At 69.1% G+C, this 21,012-nt stretch carries 17 protein-coding genes; 10 read left to right on the forward strand and 7 right to left on the reverse strand.

Translation table 11 applies throughout. The features are described 5' to 3' along the window. Both VIR15_RS11805 and VIR15_RS11810 read right to left on the reverse strand, forming a co-directional pair. A partial coding sequence (locus tag VIR15_RS11805; RefSeq protein WP_331927796.1) for an AAA family ATPase occupies positions 1-985 on the reverse strand: 985 nt, incomplete at its 3' end. Beyond that, the gene (locus VIR15_RS11810) at positions 985-1,560 is read right to left on the reverse strand and encodes a helix-turn-helix domain-containing protein (RefSeq protein ID WP_331927798.1); all 576 of its coding nucleotides are present in this window, start codon (positions 1,558-1,560) and stop codon (positions 985-987) included. The genes VIR15_RS11810 and VIR15_RS11805, both read right to left, overlap by 1 nt. Positions 1,561-1,647: 87 nt before the next feature. Here VIR15_RS11810 and VIR15_RS11815 point away from each other — a divergent pair, with 87 nt between their 5' ends. The 4 genes from VIR15_RS11815 to VIR15_RS11830 all read left to right on the forward strand — a co-directional run bounded on the left by VIR15_RS11815 (position 1,648) and on the right by VIR15_RS11830 (position 6,971). Further along, a complete protein-coding gene (locus VIR15_RS11815) occupies positions 1,648-2,997 on the forward strand; it encodes an alpha/beta hydrolase family protein (RefSeq protein ID WP_331927800.1) in 1,350 nt (449 codons plus the stop codon). A 160-nt stretch (positions 2,998-3,157) separates the two neighbouring features. Continuing rightward, entirely contained in the window at positions 3,158-3,634 is a 477-nt protein-coding gene (locus tag VIR15_RS11820; RefSeq protein ID WP_331927802.1) for a methyltransferase family protein, read from the forward strand. Between the two features lie 89 nt (positions 3,635-3,723). Continuing rightward, positions 3,724-5,475, forward strand: coding sequence for a SulP family inorganic anion transporter (locus tag VIR15_RS11825; RefSeq protein WP_331927804.1), 1,752 nt, complete (start codon positions 3,724-3,726; stop codon positions 5,473-5,475). After that, positions 5,472-6,971, forward strand: a complete 1,500-nt coding sequence (locus tag VIR15_RS11830; protein ID WP_331927806.1) for a DUF2252 domain-containing protein — start codon at positions 5,472-5,474, stop codon at positions 6,969-6,971. Before VIR15_RS11825 ends, VIR15_RS11830 begins: the two co-directional genes overlap by 4 nt. Positions 6,972-7,141: 170 nt before the next feature. Here the strand turns inward: VIR15_RS11830 and VIR15_RS11835 are convergent, their stop codons facing one another. Continuing rightward, on the reverse strand, positions 7,142-8,080 hold the full coding sequence (locus VIR15_RS11835; RefSeq protein ID WP_331927808.1) for an NAD-dependent epimerase/dehydratase family protein: 939 nt from the start codon (positions 8,078-8,080) through the stop codon (positions 7,142-7,144). A gap of 225 nt (positions 8,081-8,305) precedes the next feature. Here VIR15_RS11835 and VIR15_RS11840 point away from each other — a divergent pair, with 225 nt between their 5' ends. The 5 genes from VIR15_RS11840 to VIR15_RS11860 all read left to right on the forward strand — a co-directional run bounded on the left by VIR15_RS11840 (position 8,306) and on the right by VIR15_RS11860 (position 14,225). Further along, positions 8,306-9,316 (forward strand): GlxA family transcriptional regulator, encoded by a 1,011-nt coding sequence (locus tag VIR15_RS11840; RefSeq protein WP_331927810.1) that lies wholly within the window; start codon positions 8,306-8,308, stop codon positions 9,314-9,316. Positions 9,317-9,455: 139 nt separating this feature from the next. Beyond that, positions 9,456-9,773 (forward strand): hypothetical protein, encoded by a 318-nt coding sequence (locus tag VIR15_RS11845; protein WP_331927812.1) that lies wholly within the window; start codon positions 9,456-9,458, stop codon positions 9,771-9,773. Next, a complete protein-coding gene (locus tag VIR15_RS11850; RefSeq protein ID WP_331927814.1) occupies positions 9,754-10,977 on the forward strand; it encodes a flavin-containing monooxygenase in 1,224 nt (407 codons plus the stop codon). Before VIR15_RS11845 ends, VIR15_RS11850 begins: the two co-directional genes overlap by 20 nt. Before the next feature lie 26 nt (positions 10,978-11,003). Then, positions 11,004-12,524 (forward strand): LuxR C-terminal-related transcriptional regulator, encoded by a 1,521-nt coding sequence (locus tag VIR15_RS11855; protein WP_331927816.1) that lies wholly within the window; start codon positions 11,004-11,006, stop codon positions 12,522-12,524. Positions 12,525-12,650: 126 nt separating this feature from the next. Next, the gene (locus tag VIR15_RS11860; RefSeq protein WP_331927818.1) at positions 12,651-14,225 is read left to right on the forward strand and encodes an FG-GAP-like repeat-containing protein; all 1,575 of its coding nucleotides are present in this window, start codon (positions 12,651-12,653) and stop codon (positions 14,223-14,225) included. 122 nt (positions 14,226-14,347) lie between these two features. Here VIR15_RS11860 and VIR15_RS11865 read toward each other — a convergent pair whose 3' ends face one another. Together VIR15_RS11865 and VIR15_RS11870 are read right to left on the reverse strand one after the other, a co-directional pair. Further along, positions 14,348-15,142, reverse strand: a complete 795-nt coding sequence (locus VIR15_RS11865) for a DUF4118 domain-containing protein (RefSeq protein WP_331927820.1) — start codon at positions 15,140-15,142, stop codon at positions 14,348-14,350. 45 nt (positions 15,143-15,187) lie between these two features. Beyond that, the gene (locus VIR15_RS11870) at positions 15,188-17,182 is read right to left on the reverse strand and encodes a potassium transporter Kup (RefSeq protein ID WP_331927822.1); all 1,995 of its coding nucleotides are present in this window, start codon (positions 17,180-17,182) and stop codon (positions 15,188-15,190) included. Between the two features lie 471 nt (positions 17,183-17,653). On the opposite strand from VIR15_RS11870, the gene VIR15_RS11875 reads away from it, so the two are divergent. Continuing rightward, a complete protein-coding gene (locus VIR15_RS11875; protein WP_331927824.1) occupies positions 17,654-18,988 on the forward strand; it encodes a vanadium-dependent haloperoxidase in 1,335 nt (444 codons plus the stop codon). Between the two features lie 148 nt (positions 18,989-19,136). On the opposite strand, the gene VIR15_RS11880 is transcribed toward VIR15_RS11875, so the two are convergent. After that, a complete protein-coding gene (locus VIR15_RS11880; RefSeq protein ID WP_331927826.1) occupies positions 19,137-19,889 on the reverse strand; it encodes a methyltransferase family protein in 753 nt (250 codons plus the stop codon). 57 nt (positions 19,890-19,946) lie between these two features. After that, entirely contained in the window at positions 19,947-20,963 is a 1,017-nt protein-coding gene (locus VIR15_RS11885; protein ID WP_331927828.1) for an alpha/beta fold hydrolase, read from the reverse strand. Positions 20,964-21,012 lie beyond the last annotated feature (49 nt).

Below are 21,012 nucleotides of genomic sequence, written 5' to 3' on the forward strand. Positions count from 1 at the left end.
GGTCGGCCCCCCGAGCCTCCAGGGCGGCGAGCAGTCGCCGGTGCTGGTGCATCCTCCTACCCAGGGGAAGCTGTTCAGCCACGACGCGGCGGGCAAGCTCATGCCGGAACGTGATGGCTCTGTCGGCCTCGACGAGCAGACCCCGTGCGAGCGCTTCGTCGAGCGTCGCCAGCCCAGCGCTCAGTAGTTCTTCGAGGAGATCCACCTCCGCTCGGGCTCCCGCCAGTGCGACGATCTCGAGCGCCTGCTGGGTCGCGTCGGAGAGGCCGGCCACCCGGGCGAGGATCGCGTCTCGGCACCGCTCGGGAACCGTGTCGAGACCACTCGAGAGGACCTCGGTGATGTAGAAGGCGTTGCCGTGGGTGATCTCGTGCAGGCGTGCTGGGTCGACCGGACGGCCGTCCCGGTGTGCCTTCGCGTGCTGGGCGACGAGCGTCGTCACCGCCTCACACGACAGGGGCTGCACGTCAAGCCGTCGCGTTCCGGTCGCGGAGGCGCTGACACCGAGCAGCTGCCTCAAGCCTGGAGCCACGTCGACGTCCTCTCCTCGATAGGTAACGAGGACGACGGCGCGGCAGGTGTGAATGCGCCGGGCAAGGTGGAGGAGGAGATCCAAGGTGGCCTGATCGGCCCATTGCGCGTCCTCGACGACGACGAGGTGCGGCTTGTCATCGGCCGGATCGCGAAGCGCGCCCAGTACGGCCGCGAAGATGTCCGCCCGGGTGGCGTTCTCCGGCCACGCACGGGGTCGCAGCGTCGGCAAGAGCTCACGCATGGGTGCCAACGGTGATGGCGTCGCGGATCCGTCGCAGTATGCGAAAGAAACCACAGCTCGGCCGGCGTGGTCGGACGCGAACGCACTGACGAGCGAGGACTTGCCCACGCCAGCCTCGCCGCATATGTAGACCAGACGACCGTGTCCGGCAGCCGCGTCATCGAGGTACGACTCAAGGGTGCGCAGGCAGTGATCCCGCTCCACGAGCATCACAGCTCAATGGTAGGAGCCGCCCGATCCGATGACATGCGATTCGCCTGGTGGTCAGTCGGCATGAGGATCGTCGTGAAGCTGCGACGGCGCCGGCCTGGTGCAGGCTCGTGGTCAGCCCGGGACATGACGACGGCGCGCAGGTCCGCGATGAGCGCCATCGTCTCCTCATCGGTCAGATGGAACGCAGTCTGGCGGTACCCGACGAGGTCCCGGCCGAGGTCGGCGTCGCCCCCGTCGAGGTAGCGGTCGAAGTCGGCGAGCAGCCCGACGACAAAGGTGAGAAACCCCTGCCGGTGATCCTCGACGCTCATCTCCCGGGCCTCGTCCGCGTCGATCGTCGCCGCCTCGGTCCGGAGACGGTAGGTGCGCTCGACGGCGCCGCGGATCCGGCGCTCATCGACGACCTCGAGCACGTTGCCCTCGACGAGTGCGGCGACCTGCCGGTAGAGGGTCGCCGGCGCGACGTCGGAGAGCCGTTCGCGCAGCTCCGCGGTCGTCAGCGAGTCACCACCGAGAAAGGCCTGGGCAATCCGCAACCGAACGGGGTGGAGGAGCAGTTCACTCGGCTTCATGTCGATCCTCCGATGGGGATTCTGAGGGGTCTGAACCCTATTATTATCAGACTTGACATTGATATCAAACCTGAGAACACTGCAGTCATGACCACACTTGAGATCACCCGCACCCAGCTGCGCATCCACTTCACCGCGTTCGAGCACATCGCCGGCCTCGTCCGCGACGTCGAGGTCCCGCTCTCGGCGATTCGGGCCGTGCGGGTCGTCGACAACGGCCTGGCGGCGGCACGCGGCCTGCGCGCACCAGGTTTGGGCATCCCGGGCTACCGCATGCTGGGGACGTGGCGGACGTGGTCGTCCAAGGCTCTCGTCTCCGTGCGCCGGGGGGAGCCGGCCCTGAGGATCGAGCTCTCCGGCCAGCGGTGGAGCACGCTGCTCGTCGGATCGCCCGAGGCCGTCCGACTCGGGGCGCTCATCGAGCGAGCGGTCGGGCAGGCGCGCGGGGGCAGCCCTGACGATGCTGCTGCTGATGCTCCGCGTGATGCTCCGCGTGATGCCGTGCGTGAACTGCCGGTTGAGTTCCGCGTCGGTACCGACCGGCTCGAGGGATCGCTCATGGTCCCGGCGGGCGAGGCTCCGTTCCCGGCGGCCTTGCTCATTCCCGGGTCGGGTCCGGTGGACCGCGACTCCAACCATCCTCGCATGCCTCTCGAGGTGACGAAGCAGCTCGCGCAGGCGCTCGCCGAGGCGGGGATTGCCAGCCTCCGCTACGACAAGCGCGGCGTCGGCGCCAGCGCCGAGGCGGGCGACTGGCGAAGGTTCGGCTTCCACGACCGGATCGACGAGGCTCGCAACGGGCTCGCCGCCCTGCGTGGCCGGGCCGAGGTGGACGGTCACGCCGTCTTCGTCGTTGGCCACAGCGAGGGTGCCCTCGACGCTGCAGCCCTCGCCGCCTCGGACGACCAGCTCGCCGGTGTGGTGCTCCTCAGTACCTCGGCGTCACCGGGGGAGGACGTCCTCGTGTGGCAGGGCGAGCAGATCGCGCCAGGTCTGCCGGCGCCGATCCGCCTGATGCTCAAGGTCATGCGGACCGACGTGGTGAGCAAGGTCAAGCAGAATCACGCCAAGATCAAGGCCACGACGACCGACGTCGCGCGCATCGGCGGGGCGAAGATCAATGCCCGCTGGATGCGCGAGTTCATGGCCCACGACCCGCGCTCCGACCTGTCCCGCATCACCGTCCCGGTGCTCGCCATCACCGGCAGCAAGGACCTGCAGGTCAACGCCGCCGACCTCGACGTGGTCGAGCGGCACGTGCAGGGACCGGTCGAGACGTACGTCGCTCCGGATGTGACGCACCTGCTGCGTCGTCAGCCCGGCACGGCATCGCTCAAGGCCTACAAGAGCGAGATCCGGAGGCCGATCGACGCCGAGGTGACGCGTCGCGTCACGACCTGGCTCCGGGCGCGCACGGCTGACCCCGCCGCCTGCTGACGTCGCTGGCACCCCACCCGGCGTTGGGCTGGCACCAAGCTCAGCGGCATACGCCGGATTGGCTTCATCACAGCGAAAGGCGACTGTTTGTCTCGTGCTCCACCCTCATCCCTCTGCGATGGTGATGGCAGTCGTCGACGACGTGCGAAGGGGGAGGCGAGTGTTTGGTCGAGAGCGGGACGGTGATGCGCCCCACTTCCGGCTCTGGCCGCCGGTTGCCGTCGGCGTGCCGTGGCTCGTCGGTGTCGCGGTGGAGAGAGCTTGGGGGCTCTCGGTGGACCTCGGCCCGATCGCCGCCGTCGTCGGTTGGGCCTTGGTCGTGCTCTTCGTCGGATGGAACGGCTGGTCGTTGATCCTCTTCGCGCGCCGTGGAACCGGGCTCCTGCCGGGGCAGCGCACGACGACACTGCTGGACGAGGGCCCGTATCGCGTGTCGCGCAACCCGCTCTACCTGGGCATGCTGGCGCTCTATGTCGGAGCGGCGCTCATCGTGTCCTCATGGGTCGCGCTGGCCCTCACACCGCTGGCTTTCGCCGGCCTGCACTTCGGTGCGGTCCTGCCCGAGGAGCGCTATCTGAGCGAGCGCCTCGGAACGGCCTACGCCGAGTATCGCGACCGGGTGCGGCGCTGGCTGTGAGCCAGCCCCGGTGACGCGCGGACTCGTCGGGTCACATCCCACCCGGTCGGGGTGATGTGCGTTCGCCGTGAGGGTCGGACTCTGGTCCCATGTCTCGGTTCGTCCCGGAGTCACTCCGCGGCTACCAGAGGTCGTGGTTGCGGACGGACATCGTCGCCGGGCTGACCCTGGCCGCGGTGGCCGTGCCCGAGACAATGGGCTACACCTCGATCGCGCAGGTGCCGGTCGTCACCGGCCTGTACACGGTCCTCTTCCCGGCGATCGTCTTCGCCCTGCTCGGCTCGTCTCGCTTGCTCGTGGTCGGGGCCGACTCGGCGACGGCGGCCATCCTCGCGGGCGGCCTGGCCACCCTCGGCCTCGCAGGGCTGGGTCCCTATTCGCCACAATGGCTCGCGCTCACGTCGCTCACCGCCCTCCTGTGCGGCGTGTTGCTCCTGCTCGCCCGACTGCTGCGCCTCGGGTTCCTCGGCGACTTCCTGTCGGCCTCGGTGCTCATCGGCTTCCTGACCGGCGTCGGCATCCAGGTGTTCTCCGGGCAGCTGCCAGACATGCTCGGGATCCCCAAGGGCAAGGGGGGCTGGTTTGAGCAGCAGTGGCACACCCTGACCTCCCTGCGCGACACGAGCCTGCCCACGTTCGCGTTCGCCCTGGGCACGCTCGCGATCATCTTCGGATTCAAGCGGTTCCTGCCGAAGGTGCCCGGCGCGATCGTCGCTGTGGTGCTGTCGATCATCGTGGCGAGCGTGGCGGATGTCTCGTCGCACGGCGTGGCGGTCGTCGGGGCGATGCAGGGCGGCTTCCCGCCGATCGGGCTACCCCAAGGGGTCGGCTGGTCCAACATCCCGCCGCTGATGACCGTGGCCTTCTCCTGCTTCGTGCTGATCATCGCGCAGAGCGCCGCGACCTCACGCAGTTTCGCCACGCGGCGTGGCCAGCGGGTCGACATCAACCGCGACATCGTGGGCCTCAGCGGGGCCAACCTGGCCGCCGGGCTCAGCGGCACATTCGTCGTCAACGGAAGCCCCACCAAGACCCAGATCCTCGACGAACAGAAGGGCAAGACCCAGGTCGCCCACGCGACCATGGCCGTGGTCGTGCTCCTCATCCTGCTGTTCTTCACCGGGGTCCTGACGAACCTGCCCAAACCGGTGCTCGGTGCGATCGTCTTCGTCATCGGCCTCGACCTGGTCGACATCGCGGGCCTGCGGCGGGTCTGGGTGGCCCGTCGCAGCGAGTGCTACATCGCGATCCTCACCGCCGTCTTCGTGTTCGCGGTCGGGGTGCAGCAGGGCATCGTGCTGGCCGTCGTGCTCTCGCTCATCGAGATGGTCCGGCGCCAGTACCGTCCGCACCGGTTCGTGGTCGGCCTCAGCGCCGAGGGTGAGCCGACCTTCCAGCGTGCTGAGCCAGGGATGCAGAGTGCTCCTGGACTTCTCGTCTTCCGCTACGACGCTGACCTGTTCTATGCCAACGCCAACCAGTTCTCCGATGGTGTCCAGGAGCTGATCACCACCGCCCCGGACCCGGTGCGCTGGCTCGTGCTCGACTGCTCCGCGATCCCCGACGTCGACTACTCGGCGGGCGCCGCATTGCACCAGCTCGTCACGTTCGTCCACAACCGCCACGCGACGTTCGCCCTGGCCGCCCTGGATCCGGACCTGCGGGCGACCCTGGAGCGGTTCGGCGTGCTCGAGCTGCTCCACATCGACCACGTGTACCCCACCGTTGAAGAGGCGATCGCGGCGTTCCGCTCGTCCTCGCCGGCGCCGACGCCGACGCCGGCTGAGCCTGCCGCGGAGCCCGCCGCTGAACCCGCCGCCGACCCGAAGGAGACGTCATGACCACGTCGGAAACCGCGGTCCACCTGACGGTCGCCGACCGTGAGGCGCTGGGCAAGCGCGCCAGGGACCGCGCGCCCCTCGAAGCGCACGCCGGGTGGCAGCCGCCTGTGGGGCGGCGGGACCCAGTGACCCTGCTGGAGGCACAGAACGCGACCCGGGAACCCGACCTCGTGCCGGTCCGCCATGGCCGGATGATGGCCTCGGCCTTCACCTTCTTCCGTGGGTCGGCCGCGATCATGGCTGCGGACCTGGCCACGACCCCGACGGCGGGGCTCGACGCGCAGCTATGCGGTGACGCCCACCTGTCGAACTTCGGTGTCTATGCCTCACCGGAGCGGCAACTGCTGTTCGACCTCAACGATTTCGACGAGACGCTGCCCGGCCCGTTCGAGTACGACGTCAAGCGCCTGGCAGCCAGCTTCGCCATCGCCGCGCGCAACAACGGGTTCGCCCCCTCCGACGTGCGAGAGGCATGCCTCACCGTGACCCACGCCTATCGCACCGCCATGGCCGGGTTCGCACAGCAGGACACGCTCGACATCTGGTATGCCCGCCTCTCCGAGGACGATGTGCGGCAAGGGATGGAGAGCGTCCGACGGACGGTCGTCGGGTCCGCCAAGCACTCCAAGGACCCCAAGGGCCGCGCCAAGGCCCAGGTGCAGAGCCAGATCAAGAACAGGATCAAGAGGGAGGCCGCGTTGATCAGGCGGGGCGAGGCGGCCTTGGAGAAGGCACGTACTCGGACCAACTTGCAGGCCCTGGCCAAGCTCACCGAGGTGGTGGATGGCCGGGTTCGGATCATCAGCCAGCCGCCCGTGCTCATCCCCATTCGGGAGCTCGGGAGCTACTACGGCTTGGACCCGGTGGAGGCGGAGGATGCGGTGCGGGAGATCTTCGAGCGCTACCGGCAGACGGTCAGCCAGACGCGGCGTCAGCTGCTCGACCACTACCGGATCGTCGACGTCGCCCGCAAGGTGGTCGGTGTCGGGTCAGTGGGCACCCGCGCCTTCGTCGCATTGCTCGAGGGACGCGACGCGCGGGACCCGCTGTTCCTCCAGGTCAAGGAGGCCACTCGCTCAGTCCTTGAGGCGCACCTGCCCCGCAGCGCGTTCGCCAACATGGGTGAGCGAGTGGTCCAGGGCCAGAAGCTGCTCCAGTCTGCCTCGGACATCTTCCTCGGGTGGTCCGGCGGGATCGAGGCGGACCGTTCCTACTACTGGCGGCAGCTGCGCGACATGAAGGGATCCGCGGACGTCGAGTCGATGGTCCCGCCGGGGCTGAACTACTACGCGCAGATCTGCGGTTGGACGCTGGCCCGCGCCCACGCCAGGTCGGGCGACCCGATCGCCATCGCCGCATACCTGGGCAGCAAGCGCCGGTTCGACAAGTCCATCGCCGAGTTCGCCGAGCAGTATGCCGACCAGAACGAGCGCGACTACCAAGCCTTCCTCACGGCGATCAGCTCGGGCCGGATCGAAGCCCGCCAGGGCGTCTGAGCCCATCGCCTGATTCCTTGGGCGGCGAGTAGGACCTGTAACGCCTTGGCGCCTGCTGCGATGAAGGGGGTACGAGGCGCCAGCTTGACCCCGAGCGGCTGGCGCCTCTTCGCGTCTGGTGGGGACGCGGCGGCTCTGGGTGACCGACGGGTGGGCCGGCCATGCACACGCTAGCCGCCGAGACTGGTGTGGAATCCCTCCGACCAGGTCTCGTGGCGCGGCTTGAACCCGAGCTCCCGTGCTGCGAGGTCGTTCGAGGCGCCTTGCGCGGCAGTCATCAGATGGACGCCGAAGTCCCCGATGAACGGCCTCGCCAGCCATGCGGGCACGTGTCGCGGGGCCTTGGCCCCGACAGCCCCGGCAAGTTCGGGCAGCCACTGATGGACCGGGGCAGGCTCGTGGTCCACGATCTCGAACAGCCCTGTGACCTCGGAGTCGACGGCCAAGGCGACGGCCTGAGCTGCGTCCTCGACGTGGCAGAACGACCAGACGCCCTGCCCGCCTCCGACGACGGGGATCCGTCGTCGCTTCACGTCCTCCAGCGTCTGGCCATACGTTCCGAGGCTCGTCCGCTCGCCGTAGAGGACGCCGAAACGGAGGACCACACCGCCAGGAGCGGCGTTGACCATCGACTCGAGATGCCGGAGCGCACCGACGGTCTCGGTGGCCGCCGGCGGAGGGTCAGCCAGCAGCTCCGCGACCTCGCCCTGCACCGTGACCGCGCGGGGCTCGCTGAACCACCCGGCGAACGACTGGGCGATGTACCTCCGCACACCGACGTCGAGGGCGGCAGCGAGCCATGAGTCGGTGCCCGCGGTACGGAGGTGGTTGGTGCCGACCATCGTCCCGTCGAGATCACGGAAGCTGGGCGGGTTCTTGAGGTCCGTGAGCATGTTGACCACGATGTCCGGTCGCACGTCGTGAAGCGCGTCCCTGACTGCGGCCGCATCAGTCGCGTCCAGGCTCACGGCGTGCGCGCCGAGCCGGCGCAGCTTCGCCTCACCCAGCCAGGACCGACTCGTGCCGTGGACCTCGTGACCGGCCCTGACAAGTTCCGGGATGGCATGGCGCGCAATGACACCCGTTGCGCCCGCGAAGAAGATCCGCATTGGTCTCGCCTCCTGGGCCGGCTGCTGGGCGGCGGTTGCCGGCCCGTTCGAGCGTCGGCCCTCAAGGCATTGCAGAACTCCTGCCGCGTCGGATCAATGGAATCGCGTCACCATGGCGCGACTCCATCCAGACTCGGCGATCTGCTCGAGAAGGTGGCCGGAATTCATCGGTGGATGTCATTCGCGCCACTGTGGCGGGTGGCCGCGAAAACGTACCGTCGAGAGATGGCAGCACATCGAGTAGCCGTGGTCGTCCCCACCGACTTCACTCTCTTCGAGCTGGGCGTCGCGGTGGAGGTCTTCGCCGAACCGCGTCCCGAACACGGGACCGGCTGGTACGACGTCCGGGTCTGCACCGCTCACCCGGGGGAGGCGGCGGCTGTCAACGGGCTGTTCGAGGCGCGGATCCGGCACGGCGTCGAGGCCATCGATGACGCCGAGACGATCATCGTCGTCGATGCTGAGGAGAACCTGCACCGGCCCGCGGAGCCGGAGGTGATCGACGCGATCCGCCGGGCATACCGTCGCGGCGCTCGCCTGGTGTCCTTCTGCACGGGCGCCTTCGTCCTGGCTGCCGCTGGTGTTCTCGATGGGCGACCGGCGACAACACATTGGGAGTTCGCGGGGCTGCTGGCACGGTCCTACCCGCGGATCAAGGTCGATCCCGACGTGCTGTACGTCGACGATGGCCAGGTCCTGACGTCAGCCGGCACAGCGGCCGGGATCGACCTCAGCCTCCACATCATCCGCAAGGACCATGGCGCCCACGTCGCGCGCAACGTCGCCCGCAGCATGGTCGTCGCACCCCACCGAGAGGGCGGGCAGGCGCAGTTCGTCATGACCCCGGTGCCCAACTTCACGCCCGAGCAGGAAGGCGTGAGCCGGGCCATGCAGTACGCGATGGAGAACCTGCACGAGGACCTCGGGCTGACCCTCCTCGCCTCGCGGGCCTACATGTCGCCGCGCAACTTCTCACGCCGATTCCGCGACGTGACCGGGACCACGCCGGTCAAATGGCTGAACCACCAACGGCTCACGCGCGTGCGCGAGCTGCTCGAGCAGACCGACCTCTCCGTCGAGCGCATCGCCGCTGAGACGGGCTTCAACAGTGCGGTGACTCTGCGCCAACGGTTCGCGCAGCACCTGCTCACCTCACCGACCGCCTACCGCCGCGCGTTCCGCGCTGGAGGCGCCGAAGCGGCAACGCCATCCTCCGTGGGGGCTCCCGCCGCCTGAGTCCCGCAACGCCCCCAGGGCCAATCAGGCCGCATTCCGCTGAGCTCGTTGCGTGGGTCGACGTACCCATGGCCGGCCCCGGCGTAATGGGTGAGTCGTCCGACGCGGCGGCCACGCCCACCTTCCTAGCGTCGAGGGCATGAGCAGTTCCATCCCGATCGCAGCCGGCGCCGTCGCCTCGGTGATCTTCGCCGGGAGCGTCCTGCCGATGCTGGGCAAGGCAGCCCGGACCAAGGACCTGAGCTCTTACAGCCGCGGCCACCTCGTCCTGGCCAATGTCGGCAACCTCTTCTACTCGGTCTACGTCTTCCATTTGCCGCCGGGCCCGATCTGGGCGCTGCACACCTTCTACCTCGCGTCGTCCGCGCTGATGCTCCTGTGGAGCCTGCGGTATGCACCGCGCCGACGCGCCACCTCAGTCGAGCAAGGAGCCAGCCATGTCCACACCCCAGCCTGAGCACATCGAGACGGTGATCATCGGCGCCGGCCAGGCCGGTCTCGTCACCGGGTACCGGCTCCAGCGGAGGGGTCGCCCCTTCGTCATCCTCGACAGCGAGAGCCGCGTCGGTGACGGCTGGCGTCATCAGTGGGACAGCCTGCGCCTCTTCACCCCCGCGTGGGCGGATGCCCTTCCGGGCAAGCCGTTCCCCGCATCGGCGTGGACCTATCCGTCCAAGGAGGAGTTCGCCGACTACCTCGAGTCGTATGCCGCTGAGCTCGCTCTGCCGGTCCGGCTCAGTACACGCGTCGTGCGTCTGCAGGCGAAGGGTGCCCCCGACGTCAGCCACGACGGAGCGACCCGTGGCTACGTCGTCACGACCGACCGCGGTCGGATCCACGCCGACAACGTCGTCGTCGCGACGGGAACGTTCGGCCGGACGGCGGCCGTGCCCGGCTTCGCCGACCAGCTGGACCCGGCGATCGTCCAGCTCCATTCGAGTGAGTACCGCCGCCCGGGCCAGCTTCCTCCCGGCCCGGTCCTCGTGGTTGGTGCCTCTCACTCGGGGTGTGACATCGCCTACGAGCTCGCGGCGACCCACCCGACGATCCTCGCGGGTCGCGACCTGGGCCAGATCCCCGTCCCGTTCGACTCCCGCCGCTTCCGGCTCGTCTTCCCGCTGGTGCTGTTCGCCTTCGCCCATGTGCTCACTCGGCGAACGCCGGTCGGCCGCAAGGAGATGGACGAGATCCGTTTCCACGGCGGCTTCCGGCTCAGGGTGCAGACGAAGGACCTCGAGCAGCGCGGCGTGGACTGGGTCAAGGACCGCGTCACCGGCGTCGAGGACGGCAAGCCAGTGGTCGAGGGTCGCGGGGCCGTCGACGTCGCGACCGTGATCTGGTGCACCGGGTTCCGGCAGACGTTCGGCTGGATCGACCTCGACGTCTTCGACGACCGGGGCTGGCCACGGGAGCTCGGCGGAGTCGTCGACGCGGCACCCGGTCTCTACTTCATGGGACTGGGCTTCCAGTCGGCGGCGAGCTCGATGATGGTCCACGGGGCAGGGCGCGACGCCGCCCACGTCGTCCGCCACCTTCTGACCCGACGACAGGACCCGACGGAGTACCGTCGAGAGGCGGAGCAGACATGGGCGTCGACGAGCTGGAAGCCGGACGGAAGTGCTATGCGCGCCGGGACTGGGAAGCGGCACGCGAGCATTTGACACGCGCAGACCCAGCCACGCTGGGAGTGGACGACCTGCGTGCACTCGGCTCAGCGGCATACCTCAGCGGTGATCGTGAATCAGCGATCCGCGCCCTCCAGGCGGCGCACTCGCTCAACGTCGCCTCCGGGAACCGGGTCGAGGCGGCGCGTGACGCCGACGAGCTTGCGATGCTGTTCACGGTGACGGGCGAGCCGGCCGTCGGCGCCGGCTGGGTCGCGCGGGCGCAGCGGCTGGCGGAGGGCGAGCCAGAGGACGCCGCGGTGCGCGGCCACCTGCTCATCCACGACATGTTCCGGCTGCTCTTCTCGGGGGATTTCGCCGGCATGCACGCCATCTGCGAGCGGATCGAGGCGATCGGGCGGGGCACTGGGGATGCGGACCTCGTCGCCTTCGCGCTGTCGAGCTCCGGGCGCGCCCTGCTCTACCTCGGGCGCGTCCCGGAGGGGCTCAGCAGGCTCGACGAGGCGATGGTGGCACTCGCGACGGGGGAGATCTCGCCCATCATGGCCGGGCACGTCTACTGCGCGATGATCGAGGGTTGCCAGGAGATCGCGGACTACCACCGGATGGCGGAGTGGACCGGAGTGCTGACGCGCTGGTGCGAGGACCAAACAGGGCTGGTGCCCTTCACCGGGCAGTGTGCGGTCCACCGCGGCCAGATCCTGCGTGCCCATGGCTCCTTCCACGACGCGCTCGAGGAGCTCGCGTTGGCAGCCGAGCGCTACGCCGCGAACGGGATGGATCCCGCGGCTGGGCTGGCACTGTACGAACGAGGCGAGGTGCTGCGCACCCTCGGCGACCTTGACGCTGCCGAGGCCGCCTATGACGCGGCCGCAGGGTGGGGTCACGAGCCCCAACCCGGTCTGTCCCTGCTCTGGCTGGCTCGCGGCCGCACCAACGCGGCGGTCGCGTCCGTTCGTCGTCTCCTCGACGAGGCGCACGACCCCGTGATGAGGTCGCGGCGTCTCGGCTCCGCCGTCGATGTCTTCGTGGCCGCAGGTGAGCTCGACGAGGCGGAGCGAGCGTCCGTGGAGCTCGGCACGATCGCCGAGTCCTTCGGGTGCCAAGCCGTCACCGCCAATGCGGCGTATGCCGCTGGGCTCGTCGCGCTGGCCCGCGGCGAGCCGGCGGCGTCCCTCACGCATTTCCGGCTGGCGTGGAAACAGTGGATCGACCTGGGTGCCCGCTATGACGCTGCGCGGGCACGAGTGCGAATCGGCTTGGCGCTCAGGGCTCTCGGCGACCCGATGTCAGCCACGTCCGAGCTCTCGGTGGCGCAGCGGACCTTCGCCGAGCTGGGAGCCGACCCGGCCAGGCGAGAGGTCGAGCGGCTGCTCGCGACCGGCCTCCCGGATGGACTGACCGCCCGGGAGGTGGAGGTGCTGCGGCTCGTCGCGACAGGACGGAGCAACCCGCAGATCGCGACCGAGCTGTTCCTCAGTGAGAAGACGGTGGCCCGGCACCTGAGCAACATCTTCACGAAGACCGGCGTCACGTCGCGGACCGCTGCGGCAACCTACGCGCACCAGCACGACCTCGCGTGACAGGCACCGTCTGTTCAGTCGAGTGAGCAGCAGAACTGCCTCTTTGCCAGCGCTTCCGCCCGGCGCACACTGGCGAGTGAGGGGGTCGGCGGTGGTTGCCCGGCCCGGGTGGGAAAGGTCGCGAAGATGGCGACGAGGCGATCGGACAGGCGTCGCAGTCCGCGGCGCGCGGCCATGGTTCTGGCGGCGGGGGCCGCCCTGTCAGCGGTGGGGATCGGTGCCCAGACCGGGGCGGCCAGCGCGGCGACGTGCTCGAACACCCTTGCGGGAAGGACGACCCAGGTGGCGCCCGGCAGCGGCAAGACGGTCGCGCTGACCTTCGACGACGACCGCAAGGAGTGGGTGCCCGCAATCCTCAACATCCTGCGGCGCAACAACATCCGGGCGACCTTCTTCGTCACCGGGCAGTACGCGTCGGAGATGCCGACGATCATGCAGCGAGCGGCTGCGGACGGGCATGTCCTGGCCAACCACACCTGGCACCACGACTACCCGAGCTCGGCGAACGGCTACTGGTCGGTGTCCTACCTGACGAGCGAGATCTCGTCGACGGCCAACCTGCAGCAGAAGACCGTCGGCTACCGGGGCTGCTACTTCCGGCCACCGGGCGGTTACCTGAACAACGTCGCGACGGTGACCAAGTCGGAGAACATGGAGACGGTCCTGTGGAGCACCGACTCCAAGGACTGGACGCAGCCGGGCTACTACAGCACCTCCGCGCAGAACTCGATCGTCAGCCGCGCGACGACCCTGACCTCGGCCGACGCGAGCCACCCGGTCGTGCTGATGCATGGCGGGAAGGCCTCGCACGAGGCGGAGTCCGTCGTCTCCTCGTTCCGGGGCAACACGGTCCAGGCCCTGCAGCGCGTCATCAACTGGTACCGGTCGCACGGTTACCGGTTCGTCGCGATGAACGGGACCTCCGGGCTCAACCCGGTCCGCGGATTCTCCGGAGACTCGCTGCCCGACCTGCTCGCGACAACGACCGGGGGAGCCCTGCGGCTCTACACCGGCACCGGCGCCGGCTACGTCCACAGCGGGACGACGATCGGCAGCGGCTGGCAGAACTTCAACCTCGTCCTCTCGCCTGGCGACTTCAACGGCGACGGCTACGCCGACGTCCTGGCCCGGACACCGGGCGGGCTCCTCTACCTCTACACCGGGACAGGAGCCGGGCGGCTGAACGCCGGCCGCCAGATCGGTTCCGGCTGGAACATCTACGACCAGGTCTTCGGGGGCGGCGACTTCTCCGGAGACGGCAACACCGACGTGCTGGCGCGCACCCCGTCGGGCGACCTCTACCTGTACAGGGGCAACGGAGTCGGGAGCTGGGCTGGGAGCCGGATCAAGATCGGCTCCGGCTGGAGCATCTACGACAAGCTGCTCTCGGCCGGCGACTTCACCGGCGACGGCGCGATGGACGTCATCGCGCGCACGCCGGACGGCAGCCTCTACCTCTACAAGGGCACCGGCATCGGCGGCTGGGCCGGGAGCCGGATCAAGATCGGCTCCGGCTGGGGCGCCTACTCGAAGATCATCGGCATCCGCGACTTCAACAACGACGGCAGGGCGGACCTCATCGGCATCACGTCGTCGGGCCGCTTCGTGTTCTACCCGGGCAACGGGTCGGGCGGCTTCGCGGGCCCGGGGCAGTACAAGGCCTCCGGATGGTCGCTCAAGGACGTCCTCGCGGCGAACTGACGCGCCGCACGCCACGCGTCGTTGGCCTGGGGCTGCGGGACCCAGCCACGTCGTGATGGGTCGCGAGCGCGTTGAGCGAGCCCAGCGGCATACGGCCAGATCGTGAAAGATGTTGGCGCTGTTCAGGGCGCGTCCTGCGCCTCGTACCCTGGTCCGCCACCGGCCACCAGCGTGCCGACCTGGTCCGCGAGCAGGACCGCCACCCGGCGCTGCTCCAGCGAGGGTCGTGCGACTCTGGTAGCGGCCGTGAGGAGGTAGTGCCCGCACGTGACACCGCCGCTCCGGACGACGAGGCCGATCTCCTGGTCCGTGGGCAGCCCGACGCGGTCGACGTCGACGACCTGCCCACCGATTCGGACGACACCGTCGTGGTCGATCCGGATCGCCTGCAGCGGGACGTCGCCCCGTGGGACGAAGCGGCACCGCTCGAGGTCGAGGACCTCGCGGATCTGCTCGCCGACACGCCGGATCACGTCCTGCTGCGCGGCCGTCGTGCCAGCCGCCAGTTCGGCTGCCTGCAGGATCCCGTCGAGGTATCCCGTGCGGCGGCTGGCCCGGTGCTGTTGGCGCCGGCCCCACAACGCCAGTTCGGTGACGCCCGCCCCGACCAGCACGAGCAGGACGGCGACTTCGATGTCGTTGGGGTCATCGATGGTGAACCGCTGGTAGGGCTGGGTGAGGAAGAAGTCGAACCAGACGCCGCTCGACAGCGCCGCGAGGACGCCGGCGACCCGGTCACCGCTGGCCGCCACCGCCACGACGAAGAGCACCAGGAGCAGGGCTGCGGTGGCGGTGGTGAGGCTCTCCCGGAAGGCCGCCAGCACCGCGCAGAGGAGCAGCGGCACGGCCGCGGCGGCGAGCAGGAAGACCCCGCGGTACCTGGTCCTGAGGTAGTCCAGGGTGTGGTCAAGGCTCACAGGTCAATGCAAGCACGGCGCCGTCAGAAGAGCAGCAGGTGACCCCTAGAGCTCGACTTGGGCTCCCATGACAACGGTCCGCTCTGGCGGCAGGTGGAAGACCTCGGTGCGGTTGGCCGCGTTGTGGTACATCCACGCGTAGAGCCGCTTGCGCCACGTCCGCAGTCCGCGGTGCCCGGTCGCCTGCACGGTGATCACGGACAGGAAGTAGTACGCGTCCTCGAGGTCGACGTCCAGCTCCGGGGTCGTGCCGATCGCGAGGGCCAGCCCCTTGGGAATGTCCTGGCTGTCCGTGAAACCGACGTGCACCGAGACGTGCACGAATCCGTCGCCGGGATCGCCGAGGTCGTTGACCCGCACCCGGTCGACGTGCCGGATGTGCGGGACGTTCTCATTGACGATCTGCACGAGGATCACGTGTTCGTGCAGGACGCGGTTGAAGTTCACGTTCGACCGCAGCGCGAGGGGAGTCGTCGTGGAGTTCGGGTGCGGGAACACGGCGACGCCCGGAACCCGACGGATCTCCTCGTGGTCGCGAATCTTCCGGATGAAGGACGGTAGCGGCCCCTCGAGTCGGCGCTCCCTCACGTGCAGGGCGCCAGCCCCGAGACGCCACGTCGTCATGAGCGTGACGACGATGGCCGCGATGACGAGCGGCAGCCAGCCGCCACTGACCACCTTCGTGAGGTTCGCGCCGAGGAAGGTCAGCTCCACCGAGACGACGAGTACGAGGTAGACGACGAGCTTCCACGCCTGCACGCGCCAGACCTCGCGGGCCAGGACGAGGAACAGCGCACTGGTGAGCAGCAGCGTGCCGGTCACCGCGAGGCCGTATGCCGCCGCGAGCTGGCTCGAGCTGCGGAAGGCCACGACGAGCACGATGACCCCGAGGAACAGGATCCAGTTCATCACCGGGACGTAGATCTGGCCGCCCTCCTCGCGCGAGGTGTGCCGCACGGACAGCCGCGGCAGCAGGCCGAGCCGGATGGCCTGGCGCGACACGGAGTAGGCCCCGGAGATGACGGCCTGCGAGGCGATGACGGTCGCGAGCGTGGCGAGCACGACGAGCGGCATGGCGGCCCACGACGGCGCCATCCGGAAGAACGGGTTGGCCACCGTGCCAGGGTCGTCGAGGATCATCGCGCCCTGGCCAAGGTAGTTGACCGCCAGGGCCGGGAAGACCACGAGATACCACGACAGCCGGATGGACCGCGCCCCGAAGTGGCCCATGTCCGCGTACAGCGCCTCGGCGCCAGTGATGGTCAGGACGACCCCGCCCATCGCGACGAAGGCTATGAAGGGGTGCAGCGCGACGAACTCGAGCGCGTAGGTCGGTGAGACGGCCAGCAGGATCTGCGGGGTGTGCACGATGTGCGGGACGCCAAGGGCGACGAGCACGGAGAACCACAGCACCATCACCGGGCCGAACGCCTTCCCGACTGAGCCGGTGCCCCAACGCTGGATCACGAACAGGACGATCAGGATGGTCAGCGCCAGCGGGAGGATGAGCTCGGCCAGCGCCGGAGCGGCCACTTCCAGTCCCTCGATCGCCGATAGGACGGAGATGGCCGGCGTGATCACGGCGTCCCCGTAGAACAGCGCCGCCCCGAGGATCCCCATGCTGAGCACGACGACGACCCGCCGACGCCCGCGCAGGTGGCTGCGGAGCAACGCCACGAGCGCGAGGATCCCCCCCTCGCCCTCGTTGTCGGCGCGCATCGCGAGCATGACGTACTTCATGGACACCACGATCGTGATCGACCACAGGACCATCGAGATGACACCGAAGACGTCCTCTCGCGTGGCCTGCACCCGGTTGTGCTCGAGACTGAACACCGTCTGCATGGCGTAGAGCGGGCTGGTGCCGATGTCTCCGAAGACGATGCCCAGGGCGCCGAGGGCGAGCGCCGCGACCTTGCCGCCGTGGGTCCGACCCGATCCGTCAGCGAGGTCAGGGAGGTCGACGAGGTCAGCGGGCGCCGCGGGCGATTCCGACCGCGTCTCCCGGGCAAGCCCATCACCATCAGCGGCAGTGATCACTCCGCACATCCTCTCACCCCGCTTCGCGGTACAGGTGCGTGTTGCGGGGGTCAGGTGAGCTCGAACAGGTCACCGACCCAACGGGCCATCGTCATCGAGATCGGAGATCCTGTCGCGTGTCGCCCCCGAGATCGCCAAGTGGCTCCCGGCCGGCAACGCCCTCGCGTTGACGAGTGTCGGCAGCGCGGCCTAGCAACTGCTGTCGCTGAGCCGTGAGGCGCACTGACCGGGCCGTCGGAATCGGCCATGGTGGCCGGTGGGGAAGTTCGCACCCCTGATGAGGGGTGCGAACTTTCACACGTGGGCGGCACCGACCCGTCCGGGTCGGGAGCGAGCCAAGTGGGAGACGCCGCGTCGGGCATACGCGCAATGTCGTATGGCGGTCGCTTCGACCACGCCACCACACTCGACGTGATGGGCTGGCCGACCTCGGTCACCGGGGCTGGGGCGCCGCCCGATGGAGGAATCGCCATGTCACGCAAGCCCATTGGCCTCCCACGGCTGCGTTGGCCCGCTCACTCAGGTGCAACCGCCGGGGCCCTCGCTGGTGTCATTGCCGTGGTCGGAGTCCTGGCCGCTGCAGACCCGGCCGGAGGCGGCACCACCGCGCTCGACCATGGCGCGGTGGTCAAACCGGCCGCGTCGGGATCGGCGGAGGTCGTCGAAGACTGGAACCGCATCACGTTCCGCACCTTCTCCGAGCGCGCTGTGCCGGTGCCCGTACAAGGACTCCAGGCTGCCTTCGTCGGGGCCGCCGTGGCGGACGCTGTCGCCGCGATCGAGCGGGATTACCAGCCGTACGTCAAGCAGGCTCGCGCCCCACGCGGTGCGTCCATCGAGGCGGCCACGGCCACTGCGGCCCATCACGTCCTTCTGGCCCTCGGGCCGGACCCGACCGGCGCGCTCCGGGCGGACTATGAGGCGTGGCTCGGGCGGGTGCAGAACCCGGTCGCACGCGTCGCGGGCATCCGGGTGGGAGAGGCCGCCGCAGCGGCTCTTCTCGCCGCCCGCGAGGGTGACGGCCGCAACGCGCCCATCACGCTGGTGACGACTCCGGGTCCGGGCGTGTGGGATCCGCCGCCGACGGGCATGCTCGCACCCTGGCTGGGCTTCGTGAAGCCGTTCGCCGTGCCGAACCAGACGTGGGTCAGGCTCTCGGGTCCCTACTCACTGGCGAGCATGGCCTACGCGAAGGACTTCGTCGAGGTGAAGCAGATGGGCGCCAGGACGGGCTCGAGACGGAGCCCCGACGAGACGGAGACGGCGCTGTTCTGGAGCGCCAACCCCGTGCTCCAGTACAACGCTGCGCTACGCGAACGCCTGGCGCAGCGGGATGCGACGGCGAGCGAGGCAGCCCGCGCCTTCGGGCTGCTGGGCATCTCCACCGCTGACTCGCTCGTCACGTGCTGGCGTGCCAAGTACGACCTGCACAACTGGCGGCCGGACGCCGCGATCAGGCGCGCCGACACCGATGGCAACCCTTGGACGAGGAAACAGGCCGACTGGGAACCTCTCGTCCCGACCCCGCCCTACCCCGACTACACGAGCGGCCACGCCTGCGTCACGGGCGCGTTCACCCAGACCCTGTCCCACCTCTACGGATCCAGGTGGCTCGACGTCACGGTGGCCTCGAGCGTCACGGGGACCAGCCGCCACTACGAGACGGCCGCCGAGCTGAACCGCGAGACGAAGAACGCCCGGATCTGGCTCGGCCTCCACTTCCGCAAGGCGATGGACGACGGGAACCGGATCGGTCGGACGATCGCAGACTACGCAGCCACGCACGTCCTCCTGCCGCGCGGCTGAGGAGCGCATGCCCGTGAATCCCATGCCGTATGCCGCTGAGCTGGCGAGCGCGGCGGGTTCAGCGGCATCCGGCATCCCGATTGTTCCAATCTCGAGGTGTCGAATCCCATCCCAGCGGGTCGACGTGAGGGCCTCCCAACCACGCGGCCTACCTGGTCACCTCCGTGGCCCTGCTGCGCATTGCTCGCCGCGGTCCCGGGATGAGGGCTGGCACCCGAGTGGCGTAGTCCGCGTAGCTCGAGGCGTAGCGGCGTCGGAGAGCGCGTTCCTCCAGCCGGATGCCGATGACGATGTACGCGGTCGACGCTGCTGCGAAGAGCAGGTGTCCCATACTCATCCGCGGGGTGAGCCAGAAGGCCATCAGCAGCCCGAGCATGAGCGGGTGCCGCACCCACGCATACAGCCACTGCTCCCGGAAGACCGGTGGCCGGTAGTGTCCGGGCCGGCTGGCCGCCTGCCGGAGCCCGACGAAGTCGGCATGGTCGATCATGAACGTCGCCGCCACCGCGACCAGCCATCCGAGTCCGTAGCCGAGCCAGAGCAGCAGCTGCCACGGCTGGGCGGAGACGTCCCAGACCGTTCCGCCGATCGGCCGCCACAGCCAGAGGACGAGCGCGAGAAGTGCAGCCGCTACGAGCACATACGTGCTGCGCTCGGCAGCAGCCGGGATCATTCGGGTGATGCGCCGTTTGGCGCCCTCGCGCGCCATGACCGAGTGGTGCACTGCGAAGACTCCGAGCAGGGACAGGTTGATGAGGACGGCCCAGAACGTCGGTGTGCTGGCGCCGTGGGTGGTCCCGAGGCTGCCGACGTCAGCGAGGAAGGCGATGGACCAGACGATGTCGGTCAGGAACCAGGCGTAGGCGACGACCGCGAAGGTGACGAGCAGGGGGCGCTTCATGACACTCATCGTGCGCGCCTGTGGCGGGGGGCACAGCAGTGGAACTACCGCACTTTGTCAGGCCGTGTTCGTCGCATGCCATGCGGCGATCTGCGCGCGGGAACGGAATCCGAGTCGCGCGCGGATCCGCTCGACGTGCGATTCGGCGGAGCGTTCGGTGATGACCAACCGCTCGGCGATCTGTCGGTTGGACAACCCCTGCGAGACCAGGGCTGCAACCTCTCGCTGGCGCGGTGTGAGTGTCTGGCTGAATCTGCGGGACAACGGCGTCAGGCCCAGACCGTGCCGGACGGCGTCCACCAAGGCATCGACGTCGCCGACGAACGGGAGGTGGGCTCGGCCCGGCAGGATGGTCAGCTCGGCGCCGTGGATCCCGGCCGCCAGCCGTTGCCCCTCGGCCAACGGAACGGCCCGGTCGTCCTGGCGGTGGATGACCAGAGTGCGAGCTGTCACGCGAGGCAGTTCCTCGGTCACGTCCAGTTGGTAGCCGGCAGCCAGCGTGCGGTGCGCGGTCTCGGCTGACGCGGAGGAACGCTGGTGCACGGCCAACGACTGACGGACCCCGGCATCGGCGCCGGGCGCGAAGATGTCGATGAGAACCTCCGACCCGAGTCCCCAGTGGTGCTCGATGAGGCCGAGCACGTGCTCGCGAAGCGCCGCGCTGGCGATCCGGTCACCCTGGACCCAACCGCCGTAGAGCACCAGCCGGTCGACGGTCTCAGGACGGCGCGCCGCCCAGTGGACTGCCAGGGGAGCCGACAGCGAGGTGCCGAGCAGGTCGGCCCGCTGCAGGCCCAGCACGTGGAAGAGCGTGTCGAGCACCTCCATCTCCAGCTCGACCAGGTTTTCCTTCGGAGCGGGGTCGGACAGGCCGCAGCCCGGTCGGTCGTACCGGATCAGGGTCCGTCCAGTGGCCAAGGCCTCGTAGAAGCGCCGCTCGACGGGCAACGCCCACCCGAACTCCACATGGGAAACCCAACCGGGCAGGTACACCAGCGGCGGGCCGCTCCCGGCGACGGCATAGCTGACCGAGGTTCCGTCGCTCAGACGCAGCCGGTCGATCCTCTGCTGCATGACGATCATTGTGCCGCGAGCTGTGGATAACCGGCCGGGGGAAGGTGGG

The sequence above is a fragment of the Intrasporangium sp. genome, assembly GCF_036566125.1.
Lineage (GTDB): Bacteria > Actinomycetota > Actinomycetes > Actinomycetales > Dermatophilaceae > Intrasporangium.